This window comes from Thiomonas sp. OC7 (assembly GCF_900634595.1).
GTDB classification, from domain to species: Bacteria; Pseudomonadota; Gammaproteobacteria; order Burkholderiales; family Burkholderiaceae_C; genus Thiomonas; species Thiomonas arsenitoxydans.
Genome location: NZ_LR131953.1, coordinates 3,067,154 through 3,089,044, shown reverse-complemented (window position 1 = coordinate 3,089,044; position 21,891 = coordinate 3,067,154). Strand labels below are relative to the sequence as shown.

The window sequence follows — 21,891 nt, the reverse complement described above, 5'->3', positions numbered from 1 at the left end:
CAGCATACGGAAAACGTCGCAACCGCGCTGCGGCCAGGCGCAGAACCCTCAAGCCGCTTATTGCACGCGAACGATGGCCTCGCTGATGCGACGCAGTGTGCGCTCGGGCACGGCGCCCATCACCGTCAGCCAGGAGTCGCCGATGCGCCGAGACAGCGCCAGTGTGCCGCCGACGCGCTGTTCAGGCGCGACCGGCTCGCTCAGATCGGCAGCGGACTGCACAAAAATGGATACCGAAGCCAGGCCATCACTGAGCAGCCACTGCAATACCTCAGAGGGTTTGCTGCCCACCGACATACTGCGGCGAAATACCCCGACCGTCTTGAAACCTGGCACCTGGGAAGACAGCGCCCATCCCTGCGACTGCAGACTCACCGGCACGACCTTCATCTGCTCCACCGCATACCCTGGGGGTTGATGCAGACTGTCGCGCACCAAAGACTGGCGCGGCGCCACATTGATCTTGAGTTCGGTAAACGCCACCTGATTGATCACATGACCCGCCGCGTCCAGCGTTTGCGCCTTAACCAGCAGCTGCGAATCGCGCAGCGACCACAGGCGGTATCCCCAGCGCAAATCGTCGCGGGGCAACAAGGTGGAGACGCGGCACTCGAAACCCGCGCAACGCTGCAGCCCGCCCCGCTCCAGGCGGTAATTGCGGTCGACCTCGCCATCGGTGGTTTTGAGCAAACGGGGAAAGCTGGCCTGCCCAGCCTGATTGTCGATCAGCGTGAGGCGATAGTCGGGCCAACTCGTGCGAACCTCATCATTGAGCGAAACCATGATGCGGCGCTGCCCATCGAGCGTCTCGATGCGCTCGAAATGCCCCTGCGGCAAAACATAGTGCACCAGGCTGGAGGTGCTGATCTCATCGCCACGCTGGGTGATGAACACGCCGCTGTAATTCAGCGACCGGGCGGCCGCGCTGACGGTCTGCAACCATTGCTCCAGACCCTTGCGCTGCGCAGGCGCATCCGCTGATTGCGCCGCGGCCGAGGGGCCCGCCGCGGCTGGCGCTTGGCCCTCCTGCGCGGCGAGGGCGGTCGCGGCCCAAAGTGCACCCGACAATCCGACAAGGCTCCCCAGCCAGATTGCCCGACGCCAGCGACGCGCGCTGAATACCTGCAAGCCCGCCATCAGTGCGATTGCGCTGCGGGCGCGGTCTGATGGAGACCCCGCTCAGGGAGACCAGGCTCAGGGACGCTGGGCTCGACAGGCAGATTTCGAACCCATTGCAGCGTGGCCGGCACGGCGGGCATCATGCCCCCAGCCATCTGCTGATGCGCCAGGAGGTATTCGACCATGGGCATTTGCTCCGACACGGGAACGATCTGGGTGGCCCCTTGACCGCCCTCGCCCCGCTGTGGACTCTGCGCCGACAGATCGGCCTGGATCAAACCCGCCCGGGCCACTGGGTTGAGAGGCGCAGCAATCTGGGTATCGGCTACAGGTATCTGCCGCTTCGAACCCAGAACTCCGGCTGACGCCACCGTCGGCGCCGCACCTGACGAATCGGCGTTCTGCAATCCTGGCAGCGCCACCCAGGCCATCACCGCCACCCCGGCCACAGCCGCCATACCAGCGGCCATGCGCGTGCTCCAGTGCGGGCGGCGATGCGCGGCAGAGCGATGTGCCGATGCCGAAGATCGATCAACCGCCGCAGCCGTTTGCGTCACGGCCTGCGGCTGCAGCACGATGGGTTCGCGCGCAATGGCCGCGCTGACGCGCTGCAAAAAGTCAGCCTCGCCGGGCATGGGCGTGAGATCGGCAGAACGCAGCACATCGCCGATCTGCGCGTAAATCAGCCAGTCTCGTCGCGCGGCCTCGTCCGAAGCCACATGGCGGATAAAAGCTGCCGTAGCCTCCGTCCGCGCGGATTGCCCACGGTACTCCCCTTCCGCATCCATCAAGGCGGAGAGTTGCTCGCGCGACATGTCTTGACTCATTTCCTGTCTCCAACAAAGCTCAACCGTAGGCTCACCAACGCTTGCCACCCTTGTGCTCGATCACCGGCCGCAGACGCTCTGCGATCGCCTCGCGGGCACGAAAAATTCGCGAACGCACCGTGCCGATCGGGCATTGCATGGCTTCGGCAATATCTTCGTAACTCAAACCTTCAATCTCGCGCAGAGTGATCGCCATGCGCAAATCTTCTGGCAAAGACTCCATCGCGGCATTCACCGTTTGCACGATTTCTTTCGAAACCAGAATGGATTCTGGCGTTTCGTGGTTGGTTAGTAGCTCGGTCGGGCTAAAAGTTTCTTCATCATGGCCCAACGCATCGCCTTCGGACACCGTCGGATCGCGAATATCGTCGGAAATGGCTTTTTTGGCCGTATTGACCGCGATGCGATAGAGCCAGGTATAGAACTGACTTTCACCGCGAAACTGCCCGATGGCCCGGTAAGCGCGCAAAAAAGTCTCTTGCGCCACGTCTTCCGCCAGGGCCGGATCGCGAATGAAGCGCAGCACCAAGCGATAAATGCGGCGCTGGTATTTGGCCACGAGCAGATCGAAGGCCTTCTGCTGCCCCGCCTGGACCTGCTGGACCAGCACGGCATCACTCTGGGTGTCTTGCTCCACCAGAACTCAGTGCGGCAGTGCACCCAAGCGCAGTCGCAGTTCGCGAAAAATGCCGGGTTGGATATCGCTGGGCACGGGCAGAACCACGCGCCCTTTAGCCGTCAGGCCCAGTACCAGCAGCAGCCCTGGCAGCACCATGCCTCGCACCTGAAGCACATCTTCCAGACCGTCGCCGCGCTGCAGCTTCCACCCGCGCTCGCCGTGAAACAGCGTGAATGGGCGGATGGTCCAGTACGGGTACTGCGCCGACAGAATGGCCAGGAATATGGCAGCCGCAAATGCCGCCATCAGGCTGAGCGAATCAGTATCGCGCCAGACCCAGACCGTCCACCCGGCGGCGAGCAGGGAGGCCGCACTGAACAGCCCGAGCAGCAGATGCCAGCGGCCGAAATGTTCGACCCGGATCTGCAGGGGTGCAAGGGTCTTCATGCTGCTCTATTGAGGATGGGGAATGCAAAAGGAGAATGCAGAGGGGGAATGCAAAGGGAGGATGCAAAAGACAGCTAAATTGTCCCTCAGACGCGCTTGAACAGTAGCGACCCGTTGGTGCCGCCAAAACCGAAATTGTTTTTCAGCGCGTAGTCGATGCGCATGTCTCGCGCGGTGTTGGCGCAGTAGTCCAGATCGCATTCCGGATCGGGTGTCTGCAGATTGATGGTCGGCGGGCACACTTGATGATGCAATGACAACACGGTATAGACCGACTCGACCCCTCCGGCGCCACCGAGCAGGTGGCCGGTCATCGACTTGGTGGAATTGACCACCAGCTTGTAGGCATGGTCGCCAAAAGCGAGCTTGATGGCGTCGGACTCGTTCTTGTCGCCCAGCGGGGTGGAGGTGCCGTGGGCGTTGATCATTTGAATCTGGTCGGCGGTCACGCCGGCGTTTTTCAGCGCCAGCAACATGCTGCGGCGGGGGCCGTCGGTGTTGGGCGCTGTGATATGCCCGGCGTCACCGCTCATGCCGAAGCCGACGAGCTCGGCGTAAATCTTCGCCCCGCGTTTGACTGCGAGGTCGTAGTCTTCCAGCACCATGACGCCAGCGCCTTCACCCAGAACAAAACCATCGCGGTCCTTGTCCCACGGACGACTCGCGGTGGCCGGGTCGTCATTGCGGGTGGACAGGGCGCGCGCCGATGCAAAACCACCGATGCCCAAGGGCGATACCGTGGCCTCGGCTCCGCCTGCAACCATGACGTCAGCATCTCCGGCTTCGATGAGGCGCGCAGCCAAGCCGATGGCGTGCAGACCGGTGGTGCAGGCCGTAACGACAGAGAGGTTGGGGCCCTGAAAACCGTATTCGATAGACACATGCCCGGACACCATATTGATGATCGATGCCGGCACAAAAAACGGTGTGACGCGGCGCGGGCCGCGCTCGAGCAGTTCCTTGTAGGTGTTTTCGATCAGCGGCAGACCGCCGATGCCTGACCCCACTAACACGCCGACCCGCTCAGGGTCGAGCCCGGCCTGGTCGATGCCGCTGTCACGCACAGCCTGCATCGACGCGGCGATGCCGTAGTGGATGAAGGTATCCATGTGCCGCGCTTCCTTGGCGGCGATGTACTGCGTCACATCGAAATCACGGACTTCGCCTGCGATTTGCACGGAATAGGCCGAGGCATCGAACTTGGTGATGCGTCCGATGCCCGATTTGCCAGCGAGCAGGTTTGCCCAGTTGTCATTCAGCGTGTTGCCCAGCGGGGAAACCGCGCCCAGGCCAGTAATCGCAATTCGTCGACGAAGAGTCATGTGAAATCAGGTAAGCCGCGCCCGCGCAGAAGCATGGACGCGAGCAAAAGTGAGCCAGAACAAAAAGGGATTCAAAACAAGGTCGCTCAAGGTGCATGGCCGATCAAACAAATCGGCGCTGCAATTGAACCCGTCATCAGGCCTTGTAGTGCGCCTTGGCGTAGTCAACCGCCAATTGCACGGTGGTGATCTTCTCGGCGTCTTCGTCGGGAATCTCGATGTGGAATTCGTCTTCCAGCGCCATGACCAGTTCGACCGTGTCCAGAGAATCGGCGCCCAGATCATCCACGAAGGATTTTTCGTTGGTCACCTGGTCTTCGGCAACGCCCAGTTGCTCGGCGATGATTTTCTTGACGCGCTGTTCGATGTCACTCATTGAAACCTCCAGTGGAAATATGAAAAATTTTAGCAAGCGCCGAAGCTGACTTGGCGACAGGCCGAGAGCATAACCCCGCCCGGCGACAACGTCGCGCGTTTCGGCAGGTGTTATTGCATGTACATGCCGCCGTTCACATGCAGAACGGCTCCGGTGATATAGGCCGCCAAGGGCGAGGCCAGGAAAGACACCGCATGCGCGATCTCTTCAGGCTTGCCCAGACGACCCAGGGGAATGCGCGCCAGCATCGGCTGGGTCTGCGCCTCGGTTAGCGCCCGGGTCATGTCGGTATCGATGAACCCCGGCGCCACGCAATTGACCGTGATGTTGCGGCTGCCTAGCTCTTGCGCCAGCGCTCGGGTCATGCCCGCCACGCCGGCCTTGGCCGCGGCGTAATTGGCCTGCCCCGGATTGCCCGACGCGCCGACGACCGAGGTGATGTTGACGATGCGGCCGTAACGCTGCTTCATCATGGTGCGCATCACAGCGCGCGACATGCGGAACACACTGCTCAGATTGGTCGAAATCACGGCGTCCCAGTCGGCGTCGCTCATGCGCATGGCCAGCATATCGCGAGTGATGCCGGCATTGTTCACCAGAATCTGCAGCCCGCCTTCGTCTTTGACGATCTCGTCGACCAGACGAGCGCCCGCCACTGCGTCGTTCACATTAAGCACAGCCCCTCGCCCGCCGAAGGCCCGCAGGGCCTCGGTAATGGCGTTTGCGCCGGACTCCGAGGTCGCCGTGCCGATGACGCGAGCGCCCGCAGCAGCCAGATCTGCCGCTATGGCCGCGCCGATGCCGCGCGATGCACCCGTGACCAGGGCGATCTGACCGGCAAGTGCTTGGGCGGTGGAAGTGTCGGGGGAGGAATTGCTCATGCCAGGGCGGTTTGAAGGGAAGGAATCGCGGACAGATCGTCTAGGGCAAAAGACTGCAGGGCGGGATCGATCCGTCGGGTCAGGCCATGCAGCACTTTACCCGGGCCACATTCGACCAGCGTCGTGCAGCCCGCCTTCGCGATGGCCTGCACGCACTCGACCCAGCGCACGGCATGGCAAGCCTGACGCGCCAGCGCGTCGCGGATTTGATCGGGATCGGTTGGATGCGCCACGTCCACATTATTGATCAGCGTGATCTGCGGCGGCTTGATCGGCACCCCTTGCAGATAGGCGCGCAACTGGTCGGCCGCGCCCCGCAGCAGACTGCTGTGAAACGGCGCCGAAACCGCCAGCGGCAAAGCGCGCTTAGCCCCCGCCGCTTTCAACACTTCGCACGCGCGCGCCACGGCGGCTTGCGTCCCGGCGATCACCACCTGACCCGGAGAATTGAAGTTGACCGCTTCCACCGCTTCGCCGGTCTCCTGCGCCGCCTCGGCACACCCGGCACGCACGGCGGCATCGTCCAGACCCAGCACGGCCGCCATGCCACCGGCGCCGACGGGAACCGCGTCCTGCATGGCCTGGGCGCGAAATCGCACCAAGGGCAAGGCGTCGGTCAGCGTGAGGCTTTCGGCCGCGACCAGCGCGGTGTATTCGCCCAGACTGTGTCCGGCGACAAAGTCGGGTTTGCGCCCGCCCTCGGCCAGCCAAAGACGATAAAGCGCCACGCCCGCAGTGAGCATGACGGGCTGGGTGTTGGTCGTCAGATTGAGATGCTCGGCCGGGCCCTGCGCGATTAGAGCACCCACATCCTGTGACAGGGCCGCGCTGGCCTCCTGCAGGGTGGCGCGCACGGCAGGGTGATCGGCCACTTTATCGAGCATGCCGACGGACTGTGAACCTTGTCCGGGGAAAACGAACGCAAATGTCATGGTGGTACAGGAGTTGAACGTCTGCAAGACTCAGTAATCGACGACCGCAGCGCCCCAAGTCAAGCCGCCGCCGACGGCTTCGAACAGCAAGGTATCACCGCGCTGAATCTGCCCGCTGCGCACAGCGACATCGAGCGCCAGCGGAATCGAGGCGGCCGAAGTGTTGCCGTGCTGATCGACCGTCACGACGATTTTGTCGAGCGGAATGCCGAGTTTCTTGGCGGTGTGCGTCATGATGCGGATATTGGCCTGATGCGGCACCATCCAATCCACATCGGCGGGCAAGCGGTCGGCCTTGGCCAGCGCCTCGCGGGCCACGTCTTCGAGCACGTGGACGGCTTGCTTGAACACCGCCTGTCCGTCCATTTTCAGGAAAGGACTGCCCGCAACCTGGCCGCTCGACACGCGCCCCGGAGTGCACAGGATGGACGATTGCCGGCCGTCCGCATGCAGCGCGCTGGCCAGCACACCCGGGGTTTCACTGGCACTGAGCACCACAGCGCCAGCGCCATCGCCAAACAGCACGCAGGTGGTGCGGTCATTGAAGTCGAGAATCTGCGAAAACACCTCGGCGCCGATGACTAGGGCATGCCGCGTCATACCGCTGCGCACAAACTGATCGGCCACGGTCAGGGCGTAGACGAATCCGGCGCATACCGCCTGCACGTCGAAGGCCGCGCCTCCGGCGGCACCAAGACGGCCCTGGATGAGGGCCGCGTTGGAAGGAAAAATCATGTCCGGCGTGGACGTGGCCACAATGATCAGGCCAATGTCATGGGCCTGCAGTCCGGCCGATTCGAGGGCGCGACGGGCAGCTTGTTCGCCCAGATCGACACTGGTCGTGCCTTCTTCAGCGAAGTGACGAAAACGGATGCCGGTGCGCGCCACGATCCACGCATCGCTGGTTTCGACGCCGCGCTGGGCCAGATCGGCCGCCAGTTCATCGTTGCTGACTTTGCGGGGGGGCAGTGCGCTGCCGGTGCCGGAAATACGGGAATAGGAGGACATGGAACAGATCGTTCAGAGAGGTGCAGCGGGGCGACTCAACTCGCCGGAGCGAGCGCGGCCCCGGTGGGTGATGACTCGTGCATCACTTCGAGAATTCGTTCGGTATGGCGCACCACGTCGCCCTGCACCGCTTCATGCGCGCGCCGCAGCGCCTGCTCGAAGCCAAAGGCATCCGCCGAACCGTGGCTCTTGACGACCAGACCGCGCAAACCCAGCAGGGCCGCACCGTTGTAACGGCGGTGATCGACGCGCTTGCGGAAGCGTTTGAGCACTGGCATGGCGAACAGCGCCATCAACTTGCTCAGCGGCGTGCGGGTGAACTCTTCGCGGATCATGCCAGAGAGCATTTGCGCCAGACCTTCGGAGGTCTTGAGTGCAACATTGCCGACAAAACCGTCGCACACGACGATATCAGTCGTGCCCTTGAAGATATCGTTGCCCTCGACGTTGCCGTAAAACCGCAGACGCCCGAGCGCGTCGGCTTCGCGCAGCAATTCGGCCGCCCGCTTGATGGTGTCGTTGCCTTTGATCACCTCTTCGCCGATATTGAGCAGCCCAACCGTCGGCTGCGCATGCCCACCGGCCTCCGCATACGCCGTGCCCATGACGGCGAACTGCAGCAGGTGCAACGGCTCGCAATCGACGTTGGCGCCCAGATCGAGCATCAGCGTGCCCTCACCCTTCTGGTTGGGCAAGTAGGTCGCGATGGCCGGTCGTTCAATGTCGAGCAGAGTCTTGAGCAAATAGCGCGCTAGCGCCATCAAGGCGCCGGTATTGCCAGCTGATACGCAGGCCTGCGCACGACCGTCCCGCACCTGCTCGATGGCGCGGCGCATGGACGAATCGCGCTTGCGGCGCAACGCAACCTCGACCGGATCGTCGGAAGTCACCACCTCACTCGCCGCAACGAATTCGATCCGCGCATCGTTTTTCAGGCGCAACGACTCCAGCAGCGGCATGACGGCCTCAGCCTGGCCGACCAGAATCAGCCGACTGTCCGGATGCGCCTGCAAAAATTGCACGCAGGCTGGCAGGGTCACTCTCGGACCATGGTCTCCGCCCATCAAATCGACGGCCAGAGTGGAACTCATGACACAGCGGGCGCCAACATCGAAGGCCCCTTCGCAGGCACGCATGACAAACTGTCGCCCCACATTTGCGGGCGACGCAGGGTGCGCAAAGGCAAGCGTTTACTCGTCAGATTTGGTCTTGACCACTTTGCGCCCACGGTAAAAACCGTTCGGGCTGATGTGGTGGCGCAGATGCGTTTCGCCCGTGGTCGGCTCAACCGCCAGCGGCGGCGCGCTCAAAAACTGGTGGGCACGGTGCATGCCACGCTTCGAAGGTGATTTCTTGTTTTGCTGGACGGCCATGGCAATCCCCTGTGAAAAAGCTGATCATTATATGCGATAGCGTTGCCCCGTGACATAGCGCACTAGCGTTTCTTTCTTGCGTCGCCCAGCAGATCGCGCAGATTAGCGAAGGGGTGCTGGCGGTCCTCGGCAGGCGCCTCATCGGTGCATGAAGACGTCGGCTCGGGCGCATCACGCTGCGGGCAGACCTCGTGCATGGGCACGATGGGCAGGGCGAGGATGAGTTGGTCCTCGATGAGGGTCAGAACGTCCACGGGATGGACCGCAGGCAGCGCCTCGTCTTCGGCCTCGATTTCGGCCTGAGTCAGTTCCGGCTCTTCGGCCACCAATCGAAAATCGACGGTTTCGTCAACCGCATATTGCATGGCCTGCAGACAGCGCTGGCAGATCAGCGGAAGCGCCCCACGCACTTGCAAAGTCACCATGGCCTGCGGGCGCATGCCGATCCGTTCGCGCTGAAAACCCTGTAGCGCCCATTGCACGGGAGGCCCTTGCGTGCTCGACAACAATTCGCTCAGGCGGGGCAGTTCAGGCAACGACACCCGGCCGTGCAGTTCTCCGCCGGAACGGGCGAAGTCGAACAAGGTCAGCGCACGGGGCGGCATCGACCCGGAGTCAGCAGGGGTTGTGGAGTGGTGTTGGGACATCACCTAAGTTTACCGGCTGCAACATCTCGCCGAGACAGGGCGCAGTCCCTCTCCTACACTACGGAGTATGCAAAAAAAAGTGATCCATATCACTTCGACCCACCAAAATAGGATGAGACTGATGAACAGTATTGCGCAGTGGTTCCCCCTGGGTTGGGAGCCTTTTCTTTATGGCGGCATTTTCATCGGACTGGGCGTCAGCGTGCTGTTCTGGCTGACTGGCCTGATCGGCGGCGTCAGTACCGCTTACACCGCAGTTTGGTCGCTGGTGTCGCGTCATCCGTTTTTTCAACACGAAAAATTCATTTCGACCCGTAACTGGCGCTTGATGTACGGCCTGGGTCTGATCGTCGGTGCAGTGGTGTTCACCTACACCCTCGGGCATAGCGAAGGCTTCGTGACGCGAGTGCCGCTGTGGCAGTTGTTCCTCGGCGGCATCGTCGGCGGGTTTGGCGCCCGCATGGGGGGGGGCTGCACCTCGGGGCACGGCATCTGCGGCGTCGGGTCTGGGCAGTTGCCTTCCATTCTCGCGGTGATCATTTTCCTGTGTACCGCCGTCATCACAGCCCATGTGGTCCGCGCCTTGGGAGGGTTCTGAAATGCAACGTGTTCCTCCTTTCGCGGTGATGCTTTCGGCCTTGTTCGCCGGGGCCTTGTTCGGCTTCGGTCTGGCGCTGTCCACCATGGTCAAGCCCGAGGCCATTCTGCAGTTTCTGCTGCTCAAGAATCTCGGCCTGCTGCTGGTGATGGGAGGCGCTGCCGGCGTGACCTTCATCGCCTACCACCTGCTGCCCCGACTGATGAAGCGGCCGGTCTTTGGCGTGGTATTCGGCAAACACCCCTCGCATCTGGACGCGCGCACCCTGATTGGCGCCGCGATTTTTGGCGTGGGCTGGGGGCTGAGCGGCGTGTGTCCGGGCCCGGCCATTGCTGGTCTGGGGGTGGGCAACTGGCCGTTGCTGCTGAGCATCGCGGGCATACTCATTGGCGCATGGCTGCATGGCCGGTTTTTCGGCAAGCATTGATGACGGGGCCGGCTGATCCCGTTCTGGTTCTCGCGTCGACCTCGCGCTATCGCGCTGAGCTGCTCCAACGCCTGCGCGTGCCTTTTTCTAGCCGCGCACCCGAGGTGGACGAAACCCGCAGAGTTGATGAGTCTGCTCTCGATCTGGCGCTGCGCCTGGCGGCTGAAAAGGCCGCCGCGGTGGCGCGTACTGCGCCAGGCTGCTGGGTGATCGGCTCCGATCAGGTGTGCATGTTGGGGGAAGAGGCGCTCGGCAAACCCGGCTCCCATGCGGCTGCGGTCGCTCAGTTGCAGCGACTCAGCGGGCGTGACGCCGTGTTCCACACCGCGGTTTGCGTCATCGACCCAGAGGGCGGCGTACAAGTGCGCAACTGCCCCACCGAAGTGCGATTCCGCACGCTGAGTCCGACGGAAATCGAAACCTATCTGACGCTGGACGCACCCTACGACTGCGCGGGCAGCGCCCGCTCGGAATCGCTCGGCCCTGCGCTGCTCAAGCACATGCGCAGCGACGATCCGACCGCCTTGATCGGCCTGCCCCTGATCGACCTGTGCAACATGCTGCGCCTGAGCGGTTTCGACGTGCTGGCGCGAGCGCTGAATTCCAGATCAGCGCAGCGACCAGCCCAGGTTTGAGAGTTCGCGCACCGCGCCCATGCCCAGCGAGGCGCCAAAACGCTTGGCCAGACGCTCGGCCACGTTTTCCTGCACGGTGTAATCGACAATTTCCGGCGCTTTGATCTTGTCGCGCGCGATCTGGTCGACATCGCCGTAGCCGTCGGCCAGTCCTTGTTTCACGGCCGACTCGCCCGTCCACACCAGGCCGGAGAAGGTCTCGTCATTCACTTTCAGTCGGGCGCCGCGACCTTTTTCCACCGCCGCGATGAACTGTTTGTGAATCTGCTCCAGCATGCCCAGGGCGTAGGTTTTCTGGTCCTCGGGCATGGGTGTGAAGGGATCCATGAACCCCTTGTTGGCGCCCGCGGTGAGCAAGCGACGGGTTACGCCGAGCTTGTCCATCAGGCCGGAAAAGCCGAAGCCGTCCATCAACACGCCGATGGAGCCCACCAGACTGGCCGGATTCACATAGATGTCATTCGCCGCCGCCGCCACGTAGTACGCGCCGGAGGCGCACACCTCTTCGCATACGGCGTACACCGGCTTGTTGTATTTGGCGCGCAGCCGCTCGATCTCGGCAAAAATCTGGCTCGCCTGCACCGGGCTGCCGCCCGGGCTGTTGATGCGCAGGATGACGCCGCGCGTGTCCGGGCTGGAAAACGCATCCTGCAAGGCCGCATTGATATTGTCGGCACTGGCCTGCGAGCCGATGGAGATCTCGCCGTTGAGCTCGATCAGCGCCGTATGCGGCCCGGTGGCGGTGCTACTACCGAACTCGGCGATCATGCCGCCGAAAAAGATCAGCGCCACGATGCCGAGCAGGACGAAGCGGAAAAAAATCGACCAGCGCCGCGCCCGTCGTTTTTCGTTCACGACCTCGAGCACCAGTTTTTCCAACACCTGCCGCTCCCACGCACCGGGTTGAGCGGACGACTCAGAACGTTGCGGGGGAAGATCTGGGGGGGATGCGCTCATGTTTCTGGCTCGGAGAATGAAAAACGGGACGGGTCGCCAGAATACCAGCGCTTCATTGACGCGCAGGCACGTCTCGCGCCGACGGGCCGGACGGGTCTCGGCACGCCGTTTTGCGATTCGACAAGGATCAAGTTTGAGTTTTGTGTGACACTTTCCCACGTCTCAACATATCGGCCTTTCCTGGCTGTTCCATTTCCCTCAGTCCACCTCGCGCGAGATCCCATATGGCCCTTCGTCCCACCCTCATCGCCACCCTGCTTGCTCTGGGGGGTGTTTGCACCGCACAAGCCGAACCCGCACTCACGGTCGGCAACACGCTGTCCTTTTTCCAGGGCAAATTCGGCACCAACAACAACATCAACATCCGCTACGACGCCACCGACATTCAATACGGCGACAGCAACTGGCGCGTCAAACTCACGGTGCCCTACGTTTCTGAAAGCGGCCTGCCCGTCGGCTCCACCATTGTCGGCAACACGGTTGTAGGCGGCTCCGGTTCCACGCAAACCCGTTCCGCCAGCGGTCTGGGCGACGTGTGGCTGGCTGGGCATTACAAAATTTTCCAGGGCGGCGGTCTCACGCCCTCCATCACGCCCTACGCCAAAGTCAAATTCGGCACCGCTTCGTCCGATAACGGTCTGGGCACGGGCAAGAACGACTACGAGCTTGGGGTGGGCCTGCAGCAGATCGTGGGCAAAAGCTGGTTTCCGTTTGCCAATCTGGGCTACCGTTTCGTGGGCAACCCGGCCGGACAGAATCTGCGCAACATCGCCATCTATCAGTTTGGCGCCAGCTATGCGGCCAGCCAGCAGCATATTTTCACCTTGATGTATGCCGGTCAGCAGTCGATGGTGGCCGGGGCGTCCGCCCCCTCAGATCTGATTGCGGCGTGGAATTACAACCTCACCCCAAATGGCAGCGGGTTCCAGGTCTATGTGGACAAGGGCCTGAGCAACGGCAGCGCCAATTTTGGCGTCGGCATAGGCGGCCAGATCGTGTTCTAACCTCCGTTCTCACCTCGCCCTCTGATAAAAAAGGCCAGCGCAAGCTGGCCTTTTTCATGGACGCGGCACAGTGGGAATCTGCAGTCCGCTGGGCAAGGCGGGCGTCGTCACGCTGGGTGTGTTCACAACCGGCGGGGCCACTGTCGGCGGCACGACGACGGGCACTTGCGGCGGTGCGACCACGGGGGGCGCCACGGAGGGCATGTTGACGGCGGGCATTTGCGGCACCTGCGGCACGGCGGGCGCCGCGGGAATCGAGGGTGCGGTGAACCCCGGCTGGATCACCGTAGGCACCGTCGGCGCAACGAAGGCCGGGCTCGACAGGTTCAGCCCCGCACCGTTCGATATGAACTGGGGTGTCGCGCCGGTCACCGAGCCCTTATCGCCCGCTTTTGCAGGAGGCGTCTGCCCACCCGCCAGGGGCGGCAGCGCAAATTGCAGGGCGTTCACGTTCGGGATCACGCGCTCGACCGCCACCGTCTGCGCTGCTGTCAAGGTGCCGACGATGAACACCGGCGCGGCCTGCGACCGGGCGGCGGACTGCAATTGCGCCTGCAGCAGCGCGTCGGCGCCCCTGATCTGAAAGCCTTGCAATTCCCAACCTGGCCTGCCCTGCGACCCGGCCTGCAAAAAACCCACCATCGCCACACGCGTGCCGATGGGTGCTGCCAAGGGCGCTATCGCCTGAAGAGAATCAATCACATTTCCCTGGCTCTGCTGACTGCCGCGCGCCACGACCTCGGCGCCGACCGCCAGCCCAGTTTGCGCCGCCCCGCTGCGCACAGACAGCCAGACGCCATTGATCTTGACCCGCTGCGGTTGAGCGCTGGTCGCCTCGATTTTGCCGCGCAGCAAGAACGGCGAACCGCGTCCCGCAGGCGGAGCCGAGAGCTGAGTCAGCCGCATCGCCTGCCAATGCCCCGCGCCTTGATCGAGCGCGCTGATGCGCACCTCGTCGCCCACCTTCAGGCGCGATAGCGGAAAAGGCTGATCTTCAGCGGTGCGCAACAAAGTGCCGGGCAGGATTTGCACGGTCTGGCCCAGCACCACCAGTCGCCCCTGAGATTGATCGATCTGCGACACGCGACCGATCACCGCATGGCTGATGTCCACCGCCAGCGCATCCAGCCGCCCGCCCTGCTCTACAGCATGGACGCGCACCAGATCGCCCAAATGCAGGCTGTTCTCGGATGCGGGCTGACCGTCCACGCGATAGCGTGTCTGCGCGGGCAGTTCATATTCGCCGCCGTTGACGAAAATGCTGCCGAAGCGCTGAACCGGGCCGATGGCCACGATTCCCGTCCCGCCGATTCCACCGGGACTGATGCCGGTGCCACCGATGCCGCCGGGGTCGATACCCGTACCGCCGATCCCGCCTGGCGTGGCCGCAATCGAGCCCGCCAGACTCAGCATCAACCCTAAGCAGGCCACGCCCACGAAGCGCAGCCCCGGGAGCCAGGCACGAACGACGGCTTTCAATGCGGCTTTCACGGCTGCCCCCCGGCTGAGTTCGAAGCGGGCATATCGTCTTCGTAGTAATAGACACCGAGGCGCAGGCGCTTCTTGCTGGTTTGCGGCGCACCGAGATCGTCAGCTTGCGCGGATTGAGCCATCTTTTCCGCACGCGTGATGCGCTGGTAGGCCTCCTGCAAAACCTGTTCACCGAGCTGACGCAGATCGTCGCGCACCTCGCCCGGCACGATGGGCGGCAGATCGTCGAAATAGACCGATTGCTCCAGATAAGTCGGCGCGCGACCTTCCAGGTTATGCACCGTGGCTCGCAGATGGTCGCCGATATGCGCCCCCATGAAAGCCAGCCTGTCCTCGGGCAGATCGGAGACATAGCCGCCGCGAGCCAACTTCACCAAGTCATCCTGCTGCTCCACCACGCCAGCGCGCAGCAGTTCATCCAGCACGGTACGCGGCCGCATGTCGGCCTTCACCAGCCGCACCAGATTTTCAAAACTGGCCGCGGCGCCCGCAGCGCGCAGCGGCAGGGCAAGCGGTTCACCTTGCGGGTCGCGATACGCCTCGCAAGCCACCCAGGCCGCCACCACCTGCGCCGACATATTGGCGCCATGCCGCAGGGCAATCTCACCCGATCCGCTCTGCAATTCTTCGCGCAGACGCCGGACTTCCTTGCGGTGGATGCCGCTGAGCAGACTCACACGGCTGTCGGTCGGTACGGGTTTGCCGTCGCGCTGATCGAGCGCGATGACTTCGCCCACATAGACAAATTTGAGCAGCTCGGCCAGAGCGCCATAAGTCCAGCCCTGCGTAATGAGATAGCGCACGAAGGGCCGCAAGATGGACAGGGCGGCAGATTTGAGAGCGGCGGACATGGTGAAAGGATAGACGAAGCGATTCGGCTTGACGTGGGAAATTTTTCCACTATTATAAACACAAGCGCTTCAGTGGGAATGTTTACCACACTGCGTGAATCATCCTTCCTTCTTTCAGGAGAACATCATGTCCAAGACCCGTACCCTCGCCGTTCTGTCCGCCGCTGTTGCAGCCGCTTCGCTCTCCATCGGTCTCGCTTATGCCCAAACCGCCGTGAATGCCGTTCAGGGCGGTCAACTCTCGGCGACGACCTCGACGCGCACGGCCGATCAACAGGCCAAGCCCGCCACTCGCTCCGAGACCGCCACTTCGGCAAACACCCGTGCTGAAACCCGCAACACGACCCAGAACCACACCCGCACATCAACCGGCGAATCGGTGCGCAATACATCCGGCCAAACCGGGGCGCAAAATCGCACCGAAGCGCAGCATCGCAATACGGTGCAAACACGTTCCGCCACGCAAGGTCAGCAGGGCGCCGCCGGAGCAGCAGCCCCCACGCTGCGCACAGGGGACGCGGGCGTTGGCCAAGGGCTAGGCGCGCGCGCAGGGGCGCAAGTCACCACGCTGGCACCCTCGGTGCAAACTCCTTCAGTGCAAACCCCCAATGCGCCTGCCGTTGCCTCGCCTGCGGTCACCATTCCCGTGATCAATAGCCCAGCGGTCAATGTGCCTTCGGTCAACACGCCGTCGATCAACGTGCCCGCGGTGACAACGCCGCAAATCAACATCCCCGCGGTGGCAACGCCCTCGGTCAACGTGCCGGTGGTGACAACTCCGAGTGTGAATGTTCCGGTGGTGCAGACTCCCACGGTCAATGTGCCGGTAGTGAACTCCCCGGCCATCAACATCCCGAACGTGATGCGTCCGCAGATGTAAGACGCGGCGGCAGTCAGCGAGTGGCTGACTGCCGCGCTTACCCGTGCTGGGCGAGAAATTCCTGCAGTTCCGCGACGGAATGCACCAGCCCAGCGGGGGACAGCGACTCCAGACGCGCCACATCGTGCGCGCCGTAGCTCACGCCGATGGCATCGCATTCGGCGTTGAGCGCCATTTGCAGATCGTGCGTGGTGTCGCCCACCATCACGGTGCGCTGCGGCGGGCTGGCCAGTTCGGCCATGATTTCGTGCAGCATCGCCGGGTGCGGCTTGGAGAAGGTTTCATCAGCGGTGCGGGTGGCGTCGAACAAACCTCGCAGTTCGGGCCGGTCCATCGCCCGCGTCAGGCCGATGCGAGACTTTCCGGTCGCCACCGCAAGGTTGTAGCCGGCCGATTTGAGTTCATGCAGCAAATCCAGCACCCCGTCGAACAGCACCAGTTCGCCATCGAGCGCGAAGTAATGTTTGCGATAGGCCGCAGCCAGTTTGGGATAGTCGGCATGCGGCAACTCGGGTGCGGCGTGCCGCAGGGCATCCTCCAGCCCGAGGCCGATGACATACGACGCCGCCTCGCGACTGGGAACCGTCAGCCCCAGATCCTTGCAAGCCTGCTGGATCGCCCCGGTGATGGCCGCGGTGGAATCCATCAGCGTGCCGTCCCAGTCGAACACAATCAGGTCATAGTTCTGTCGGTGCATGGTGCGGGCAAGGGTTCAGGAAGTCAGGACTGCGCGCATTGTGCCCGCAAATGATGAAGCCACTGCGCGCAGTTTTCGGGCAAGGGCGCGCGCAGTTCCAGCCGCTCGCCGCTTGCCGGGTGCGCAATCGCCAGCGACTCGGCGTGCAAAAACATGCGTCGGAAGGGCGGCACGCCCGCCTGACCCCGCGCCAGCAGGGCGTTGAGGCTGTCATCCCCATATTTATCGTCGCCGACGATGGGATGGCCGCAGTGCGCCAGATGCACCCGGATCTGATGGGTGCGCCCCGTCAGCAACCGCGCCTGCATCAGGCTCAAGCCGCCCCAAGGCCCCAGGCCCGGCAGCGCAAATTGCTCTTGGGAACGAAACTGAGTACGCGACTCTTGCCCCTGCTGCGCGTCCACCCGCACGCGCCGTTCGCCATTGGCGAGCAGGTATTTATGCAGCGGCGCCTCGATCATCACCGCCCCACGCGTCCAGAGCCCGGCAACCAGCGCGAGGTAGCGTTTGTCGGCGTGACGTTCGCGCAGCGCCGCGTGCAGCGTGGTCAACGCGCTGCGCTTCTTGGCGATGAGCAGCAGACCCGAGGTGTCACGGTCGAGCCGGTGCACCAGTTCGAGAAATTTCGCCGTGGGCAGCGCCGCGCGTAAAGCCTCGATCACGCCGAAGCTCACCCCCGATCCGCCATGCACCGCCACGCCTTCGGGTTTGTTGATCGCCAGCAAAAAATCGTCTTCAAACACGATCGGAAACTGCAGCGCAGGCGCCGCGCGCGGCGCGTCGGGCTGCGCCACCCGCACCGGCGGAATCCGTACCTGATCGCTCGACTGCAGTTTCTGATCTGCGCGGGCCCGACCGCCATTGACCCGCACTTCGCCCGATCGCACGATGCGATGAAGATGGCTGCGCGGCACGCCCTTGAGGTGGCGCGCCAGAAAGTTATCCAGCCGCTGCCCCTCGCCCGCATCGCCGACCTGAAGGAGACGAACCTGGGGAGATGGCGCGGTGTGCATATAATCGAGCGTGAAGTTGTGAAGTTGGAAGACCGAATTTTGGCAATATTTCCGCGGAGTTGCGTGCAGTTTTACATGATGCCGCTGCGCGACGTGCCAAAAGCGGAAAGACTGCCTCCTGACAGGTTTTCGTGCGGGTACTGCATGCGACCGGGTTGCTGATATCACCCGATACGAGTGCATGCGAAACCGGCGAATCTGCCGTGACAGGAAAGGCATTCTAGGTTCAGCTTCACACTGCTCGTTTTGCCACACCACCGATTCCGGTCGGGGCAGATCGGACAGACTTCACCGAAATGAGCGTTGGCCCAAAGCCCGAGTGATGCCGTCGCGCAAATGCGTTTGACGCCTGCGACGACCGCCCGGCTTTGCCATCCTGGATCTGAAACCTTGAATCGACTCTTCGCCCTCGACCGCCCCTCAGCACTGATTCTGCGCTGCGTGCTTTTGTTGTTGGCGAAATCTGCTTGTGCTCACCTGCCGCGAACCCTCTGCTTCCCCGCTGTTGCGCCTGATCGCTGCAACAGCCTGCGCATCGCCACGCCTGGGCCAAACGCCCGGCATCGCGAAGACCACGCGCTCCGAGGCAGACCGATTGGTGGAGGTTTTTGCATGAGTCCTGTCTGATTCTGCCCGCCGGGCGTGCCGCACATCAGCGGCGAACCCGGCCTGGTTTTAGCTCCGGAGATCAACGCATGGGGGCGCCCTGGCGCCCGCTTTGTATCGGCCGCATGAAGCGGCCAGGAGCTTGAAATGAAACGCATGTTGTTCAACGCCACGCAGTCGGAAGAATTGCGCGTGGCCATCGTCGATGGACAGAAACTTCTCGACATCGATATCGAACAGGCCGGGCGCGAGCAGCGCAAGGGCAATATCTACAAGGCCGTCGTCACCCGCGTCGAGCCCTCGCTCGAAGCCTGTTTCGTCGACTACGGCGAAGAGCGCCACGGTTTTTTGCCGTTCAAGGAAATTTCGCGCCAGTACTTCAAGGAAGGCGTGTCTCCGTCGCAGGCGCGCATTCAGGACGTGATCACCGAAGGCCAGCAACTGCTGGTGCAGGTGGAAAAAGAAGAGCGCGGCAACAAGGGCGCGGCGCTGACCACCATCGTCTCGCTGGCCGGGCGCTATCTGGTACTCATGCCCAACAATCCGCGCGGCGGCGGGGTGAGCCGTCGCATCGAGGGTGAAGACCGCCAGGAACTGCGCGAGACGATGGACCAGCTCCAGCATCCCGAAGGCATGAGCCTGATCGCCCGCACCGCGGGCATCGGCCGCAGCGCGGAAGAATTGCAATGGGACTTGAATTACCTGCTCAAGCTCTGGAGCGCCGTGCGCGACGCTTCGGAGACGCAAAAGGGCGCCTTCCTGATCTATCAGGAATCTTCGCTGGTCATCCGCGCCATCCGCGACTACTTCACCAGTGACATCGGCGAAATTCTGATCGACACCGAAGACGTGTTCGAGCAAGCACGGCAGTTCATGCTGCACGTCATGCCCGACACGGTCGAGCGCGTCAAACGCTACCGCGACGACCTGCCGCTGTTCTCGCGCTTTCAGATCGAGCAGCAGATCGAAACCGCCTATTCGCGCACGGTCAACCTGCCGGCCGGCGGCGCCATCGTCATCGACCACACCGAAGCGCTGGTCGCAGTGGACGTCAACTCCGCACGCTCCACGCGCGGCAATGCCATCGAAGACACCGCTCTGCGCACGAACCTTGAAGCCGCCGACGAAGTCGCCCGCCAGATGCGGCTGCGCGACCTTGGCGGCCTGATCGTGGTCGACTTCATCGACATGGAAGAGCCGCGCAACCAGCGCGCCGTCGAAGACCGCCTGCGCGACGCCATGCGCCAAGACCGCGCCCGCGTGCAGGTGAGCAAGATTTCCAAGTTCGGCCTGCTCGAACTCTCGCGCCAACGCCTGCGCCCGGCCCTGTCGGAAGGCGCTTACGTGACCTGCCCGCGCTGCAATGGCACCGGCCACATCCGCGACACCGAATCGAGCGCCCTGCAAATCCTGCGCATCATCCAGGAAGAGGCCATGAAGGAAGGCACGGCCGCGGTTCATGTGCAAGTGCCGGTGGAAGTCGCCTCCTTCCTGCTCAACGAAAAGCGCGCCGAGATCACCAAAATCGAATTGCGCCAGCGTCTGTCGGTGCTGCTGATCCCCAACAAGCACCTCGACACGCCCAACTATAAACTCGAACGCCTCAAGCACGACGATCCGCGCCTGGACAATCTGCCCACCAGCTACAAAATGGCTGACGAGGCCGAAGAAGACACCGCCATCACCCGTCGCGAAAAAGAACAGCGCCCGCGTCAGGAAGCCCTGGTGCGCGGCATCACCCCGGAAGGCCCGGCCCCGGTCATGCCCGCCCCGGCTGCCGACAAGGCTCCCGCCCCCGCACCGGCCCCAGCGGTTGCAACCCCCGCCGCCGCGCCTGCTGCTGCCGCAACGGCTGGCGGCGGTTTATTTGGCTGGGTCAAGCGTCTGTTCTCCGCCGAACCACAACCCTCCGCTGCCGTGCAAGAGCCGCCGGTTGCCGCGCAGCCTGCCACCCCGGCCCTGACCAAGGCGGATGGGCAAGGCGGCCGCGGCGCACGCACGGCTTCCGGCCAAAACGGCAACCGCCGTCGCGGCGGCCGTGACCGCCAGCGCGAAGGCCAGGGCGAAAACCGTCAGCGCGGCAACCCGGCCGCTGGTGCCGAAGCCGCCGAAGCCGCCGAAACCGCAGCAGGAGAAACCACCAACCCCCGCAACCGGCCACCCCGTGGTCAACAGGGCCAGGCCGAACGCAGCGAGCGCCCCAAGCGCGAGCGCAACCCGGAAGAAGCCGCAGCTCGCAAGGAGCGCGCGCAAGCCGCACCTGAGCAAACCCGCGCACCCGGCGAAGAATCGGCCACGGACACGGCCGAACGCGCATCCGGAAGCGGGCGCGGCGGCAATCGCCGCCCGCGTCGTGAGCCCGTTGAAGCAACTCCCGAATCCGAACTGATCAATGCGCAGGCGCTTGAAACCCAAGCCGAGGGCGATACCGAGGCCACCCCAGCTCTGACCGTCGGAGCGGGCGACGAAGCGCAGACCGAGCGCAAATCGCGCAATCGCCGCGGTCGTGGCCGCCGTGGTGGACGCCGCGAAGGCGCCGCCGCTGACGAAAACGGCAATTTGAGCGCCGCAGCGAACGAAGCCGTTACCGATGCCGATGCGGACGAAACAGCGGGTCGCAGCTTCGGCTCCCTGGCCGCGCCGCTGGCTTTGGGCGCCGTCGAAGCCCCCGCCGCGCCCGCGCTGGAAGATCAGACGCCGCTGATCCTCAGGATCGACGCGCCGGCCGACCTGGCCGTGGAGGCTGCTCAGCCTGCCCCTCAGCCCTTTGCCCGGTCTGCCGAAGAAGCGCCGCTCGCCGCGCCCGAAGCTGCGCCCGCCGCAGCAGAGTCGTCCTCCCTGATCGTCAAAGCGGTTGAAAACACCACGGCGGTAACGACGTCCGCAGCCGAGCCCGCTGCCGCTGCCGCCTATGTGCTGCCGGTCGATGCTCTGCAGGCAACGGCGCAAGCCGCCGGGCTGCAATGGGTGCAGTCCAATGCCGACGCCATCCGCCGCGTGCAGGAAGAACTGGCCGCGCAACCCGCGCCCATTCATGTGCCGCGCGAACGCAAGCCCGCGCCCAAGCTCGACGATGGCCCGCTGATTCTGGTGGAAACCGCTCGCCCGCTGCCTACGCTGCAACTGCCGGAAAACAATCCGCCGGCGCATTGATCGGCGGGATCGGTCGGCGGGATCGGTC

At 63.4% G+C, this 21,891-nt stretch carries 23 protein-coding genes; 6 read left to right on the top strand and 17 right to left on the bottom strand.

Going from position 1 to position 21,891, the window contains the following annotated elements; translation table 11 throughout:
- Window positions 1–57: 57 nt before the first annotated feature.
- The 12 genes from BIO17B3_RS14795 to BIO17B3_RS14740 form a co-directional block, all read right to left on the bottom strand.
- Window positions 58–1,068: a MucB/RseB C-terminal domain-containing protein gene (locus BIO17B3_RS14795; protein WP_232054308.1), complete on the bottom strand. Its 1,011-nt coding sequence runs from the start codon at window positions 1,066–1,068 to the stop codon at window positions 58–60.
- Window positions 1,069–1,136: 68 nt separating this feature from the next.
- Window positions 1,137–1,946: a sigma-E factor negative regulatory protein gene (locus BIO17B3_RS14790; protein ID WP_156054609.1), complete on the bottom strand. Its 810-nt coding sequence runs from the start codon at window positions 1,944–1,946 to the stop codon at window positions 1,137–1,139.
- Between the two features lie 31 nt (window positions 1,947–1,977).
- Window positions 1,978–2,583: an RNA polymerase sigma factor RpoE gene (gene rpoE / locus BIO17B3_RS14785; RefSeq protein WP_013106672.1), complete on the bottom strand. Its 606-nt coding sequence runs from the start codon at window positions 2,581–2,583 to the stop codon at window positions 1,978–1,980.
- 6 nt (window positions 2,584–2,589) lie between these two features.
- Window positions 2,590–3,012 (bottom strand): hypothetical protein, encoded by a 423-nt coding sequence (locus BIO17B3_RS14780; RefSeq protein WP_013106673.1) that lies wholly within the window; start codon window positions 3,010–3,012, stop codon window positions 2,590–2,592.
- Between the two features lie 86 nt (window positions 3,013–3,098).
- Window positions 3,099–4,334 carry a beta-ketoacyl-ACP synthase II gene (fabF, locus tag BIO17B3_RS14775; RefSeq protein ID WP_156054608.1) on the bottom strand — a complete coding sequence of 412 codons (1,236 nt, stop codon included), beginning with the start codon at window positions 4,332–4,334 and terminating at the stop codon, window positions 3,099–3,101.
- Window positions 4,335–4,470: 136 nt separating this feature from the next.
- A complete protein-coding gene (gene acpP / locus BIO17B3_RS14770; RefSeq protein WP_013106675.1) occupies window positions 4,471–4,710 on the bottom strand; it encodes an acyl carrier protein in 240 nt (79 codons plus the stop codon).
- Between the two features lie 110 nt (window positions 4,711–4,820).
- Window positions 4,821–5,591, bottom strand: a complete 771-nt coding sequence (gene fabG, locus BIO17B3_RS14765) for a 3-oxoacyl-ACP reductase FabG (protein WP_156054607.1) — start codon at window positions 5,589–5,591, stop codon at window positions 4,821–4,823.
- Window positions 5,588–6,523, bottom strand: a complete 936-nt coding sequence (gene fabD, locus BIO17B3_RS14760) for an ACP S-malonyltransferase (protein WP_156054606.1) — start codon at window positions 6,521–6,523, stop codon at window positions 5,588–5,590. Before fabD ends, fabG begins: the two co-directional genes overlap by 4 nt.
- Before the next feature lie 30 nt (window positions 6,524–6,553).
- Window positions 6,554–7,531: a beta-ketoacyl-ACP synthase III gene (locus tag BIO17B3_RS14755; protein WP_156054605.1), complete on the bottom strand. Its 978-nt coding sequence runs from the start codon at window positions 7,529–7,531 to the stop codon at window positions 6,554–6,556.
- Window positions 7,532–7,566: 35 nt separating this feature from the next.
- Window positions 7,567–8,622, bottom strand: a complete 1,056-nt coding sequence (gene plsX / locus BIO17B3_RS14750; protein ID WP_156054604.1) for a phosphate acyltransferase PlsX — start codon at window positions 8,620–8,622, stop codon at window positions 7,567–7,569.
- A 99-nt stretch (window positions 8,623–8,721) separates the two neighbouring features.
- Window positions 8,722–8,904, bottom strand: coding sequence for a 50S ribosomal protein L32 (gene rpmF / locus BIO17B3_RS14745; RefSeq protein WP_013106680.1), 183 nt, complete (start codon window positions 8,902–8,904; stop codon window positions 8,722–8,724).
- 62 nt (window positions 8,905–8,966) lie between these two features.
- On the bottom strand, window positions 8,967–9,509 hold the full coding sequence (locus BIO17B3_RS14740; RefSeq protein WP_156054603.1) for a DUF177 domain-containing protein: 543 nt from the start codon (window positions 9,507–9,509) through the stop codon (window positions 8,967–8,969).
- 163 nt (window positions 9,510–9,672) lie between these two features.
- Here BIO17B3_RS14740 and BIO17B3_RS14735 point away from each other — a divergent pair, with 163 nt between their 5' ends.
- Genes BIO17B3_RS14735 through BIO17B3_RS14725 form a run of 3 tightly spaced genes read left to right on the top strand, consistent with a single transcriptional unit; the run spans window position 9,673 to window position 11,211 of the window.
- The gene (locus BIO17B3_RS14735) at window positions 9,673–10,149 is read left to right on the top strand and encodes a YeeE/YedE family protein (protein WP_156054602.1); all 477 of its coding nucleotides are present in this window, start codon (window positions 9,673–9,675) and stop codon (window positions 10,147–10,149) included.
- A gap of 1 nt (window position 10,150) precedes the next feature.
- Window positions 10,151–10,576: a DUF6691 family protein gene (locus BIO17B3_RS14730; protein WP_041609016.1), complete on the top strand. Its 426-nt coding sequence runs from the start codon at window positions 10,151–10,153 to the stop codon at window positions 10,574–10,576.
- Window positions 10,576–11,211 (top strand): Maf family nucleotide pyrophosphatase, encoded by a 636-nt coding sequence (locus BIO17B3_RS14725; protein ID WP_156054601.1) that lies wholly within the window; start codon window positions 10,576–10,578, stop codon window positions 11,209–11,211. Before BIO17B3_RS14730 ends, BIO17B3_RS14725 begins: the two co-directional genes overlap by 1 nt.
- Here the strand turns inward: BIO17B3_RS14725 and BIO17B3_RS14720 are convergent.
- Window positions 11,185–12,168, bottom strand: coding sequence for a S49 family peptidase (locus BIO17B3_RS14720; RefSeq protein ID WP_156054600.1), 984 nt, complete (start codon window positions 12,166–12,168; stop codon window positions 11,185–11,187). The two genes, BIO17B3_RS14725 and BIO17B3_RS14720, sit on opposite strands and share 27 nt — an antisense overlap.
- 224 nt (window positions 12,169–12,392) lie before the next feature.
- On the opposite strand from BIO17B3_RS14720, the gene BIO17B3_RS14715 reads away from it, so the two are divergent.
- Window positions 12,393–13,172, top strand: a complete 780-nt coding sequence (locus tag BIO17B3_RS14715) for a hypothetical protein (protein WP_156054599.1) — start codon at window positions 12,393–12,395, stop codon at window positions 13,170–13,172.
- A 54-nt stretch (window positions 13,173–13,226) separates the two neighbouring features.
- Here the strand turns inward: BIO17B3_RS14715 and BIO17B3_RS14710 are convergent, their stop codons facing one another.
- Window positions 13,227–14,663 carry a DUF5666 domain-containing protein gene (locus BIO17B3_RS14710; RefSeq protein WP_156054598.1) on the bottom strand — a complete coding sequence of 479 codons (1,437 nt, stop codon included), beginning with the start codon at window positions 14,661–14,663 and terminating at the stop codon, window positions 13,227–13,229.
- A complete protein-coding gene (locus tag BIO17B3_RS14705; protein ID WP_156054597.1) occupies window positions 14,660–15,514 on the bottom strand; it encodes a DUF6502 family protein in 855 nt (284 codons plus the stop codon). Before BIO17B3_RS14705 ends, BIO17B3_RS14710 begins: the two co-directional genes overlap by 4 nt.
- Window positions 15,515–15,641: 127 nt before the next feature.
- On the opposite strand from BIO17B3_RS14705, the gene BIO17B3_RS14700 reads away from it, so the two are divergent.
- Window positions 15,642–16,394: a hypothetical protein gene (locus BIO17B3_RS14700; protein ID WP_156054596.1), complete on the top strand. Its 753-nt coding sequence runs from the start codon at window positions 15,642–15,644 to the stop codon at window positions 16,392–16,394.
- A 37-nt stretch (window positions 16,395–16,431) separates the two neighbouring features.
- On the opposite strand, the gene BIO17B3_RS14695 is transcribed toward BIO17B3_RS14700, so the two are convergent.
- On the bottom strand, window positions 16,432–17,091 hold the full coding sequence (locus BIO17B3_RS14695) for an HAD-IA family hydrolase (RefSeq protein ID WP_013106690.1): 660 nt from the start codon (window positions 17,089–17,091) through the stop codon (window positions 16,432–16,434).
- Window positions 17,092–17,114: 23 nt separating this feature from the next.
- Complete coding sequence (locus BIO17B3_RS14690; RefSeq protein ID WP_156054595.1) at window positions 17,115–18,104, bottom strand: RluA family pseudouridine synthase; 990 nt, start codon at window positions 18,102–18,104, stop codon at window positions 17,115–17,117.
- Between the two features lie 753 nt (window positions 18,105–18,857).
- Here BIO17B3_RS14690 and BIO17B3_RS14685 point away from each other — a divergent pair.
- Entirely contained in the window at window positions 18,858–21,863 is a 3,006-nt protein-coding gene (locus BIO17B3_RS14685) for an Rne/Rng family ribonuclease (protein ID WP_156054594.1), read from the top strand.
- Window positions 21,864–21,891 lie beyond the last annotated feature (28 nt).

Bases quoted from the DNA above. Each gene is read 5' to 3' on its own strand.
- BIO17B3_RS14790 (WP_156054609.1), bottom strand. From the start codon at position 1,946: ATGAGTCAAGACATGTCGCGCGAGCAACTCTCCGCCTTGATGGATGCG.
- BIO17B3_RS14780 (WP_013106673.1), bottom strand. From the start codon at position 3,012: ATGAAGACCCTTGCACCCCTGCAGATCCGGGTCGAACATTTCGGCCGC.
- fabF (WP_156054608.1), bottom strand. From the start codon at position 4,334: ATGACTCTTCGTCGACGAATTGCGATTACTGGCCTGGGCGCGGTTTCC.
- acpP (WP_013106675.1), bottom strand. From the start codon at position 4,710: ATGAGTGACATCGAACAGCGCGTCAAGAAAATCATCGCCGAGCAACTG.
- fabG (WP_156054607.1), bottom strand. From the start codon at position 5,591: ATGAGCAATTCCTCCCCCGACACTTCCACCGCCCAAGCACTTGCCGGT.
- fabD (WP_156054606.1), bottom strand. From the start codon at position 6,523: ATGACATTTGCGTTCGTTTTCCCCGGACAAGGTTCACAGTCCGTCGGC.
- BIO17B3_RS14755 (WP_156054605.1), bottom strand. From the start codon at position 7,531: ATGTCCTCCTATTCCCGTATTTCCGGCACCGGCAGCGCACTGCCCCCC.
- plsX (WP_156054604.1), bottom strand. From the start codon at position 8,622: ATGAGTTCCACTCTGGCCGTCGATTTGATGGGCGGAGACCATGGTCCG.
- rpmF (WP_013106680.1), bottom strand. From the start codon at position 8,904: ATGGCCGTCCAGCAAAACAAGAAATCACCTTCGAAGCGTGGCATGCAC.
- BIO17B3_RS14740 (WP_156054603.1), bottom strand. From the start codon at position 9,509: ATGCCGCCCCGTGCGCTGACCTTGTTCGACTTCGCCCGTTCCGGCGGA.
- BIO17B3_RS14735 (WP_156054602.1), top strand. From the start codon at position 9,673: ATGAACAGTATTGCGCAGTGGTTCCCCCTGGGTTGGGAGCCTTTTCTT.
- BIO17B3_RS14730 (WP_041609016.1), top strand. From the start codon at position 10,151: ATGCAACGTGTTCCTCCTTTCGCGGTGATGCTTTCGGCCTTGTTCGCC.
- BIO17B3_RS14725 (WP_156054601.1), top strand. From the start codon at position 10,576: ATGACGGGGCCGGCTGATCCCGTTCTGGTTCTCGCGTCGACCTCGCGC.
- BIO17B3_RS14720 (WP_156054600.1), bottom strand. From the start codon at position 12,168: ATGAGCGCATCCCCCCCAGATCTTCCCCCGCAACGTTCTGAGTCGTCC.
- BIO17B3_RS14715 (WP_156054599.1), top strand. From the start codon at position 12,393: ATGGCCCTTCGTCCCACCCTCATCGCCACCCTGCTTGCTCTGGGGGGT.
- BIO17B3_RS14705 (WP_156054597.1), bottom strand. From the start codon at position 15,514: ATGTCCGCCGCTCTCAAATCTGCCGCCCTGTCCATCTTGCGGCCCTTC.
- BIO17B3_RS14700 (WP_156054596.1), top strand. From the start codon at position 15,642: ATGTCCAAGACCCGTACCCTCGCCGTTCTGTCCGCCGCTGTTGCAGCC.
- BIO17B3_RS14695 (WP_013106690.1), bottom strand. From the start codon at position 17,091: ATGCACCGACAGAACTATGACCTGATTGTGTTCGACTGGGACGGCACG.
- BIO17B3_RS14690 (WP_156054595.1), bottom strand. From the start codon at position 18,104: ATGCACACCGCGCCATCTCCCCAGGTTCGTCTCCTTCAGGTCGGCGAT.
- BIO17B3_RS14685 (WP_156054594.1), top strand. From the start codon at position 18,858: ATGAAACGCATGTTGTTCAACGCCACGCAGTCGGAAGAATTGCGCGTG.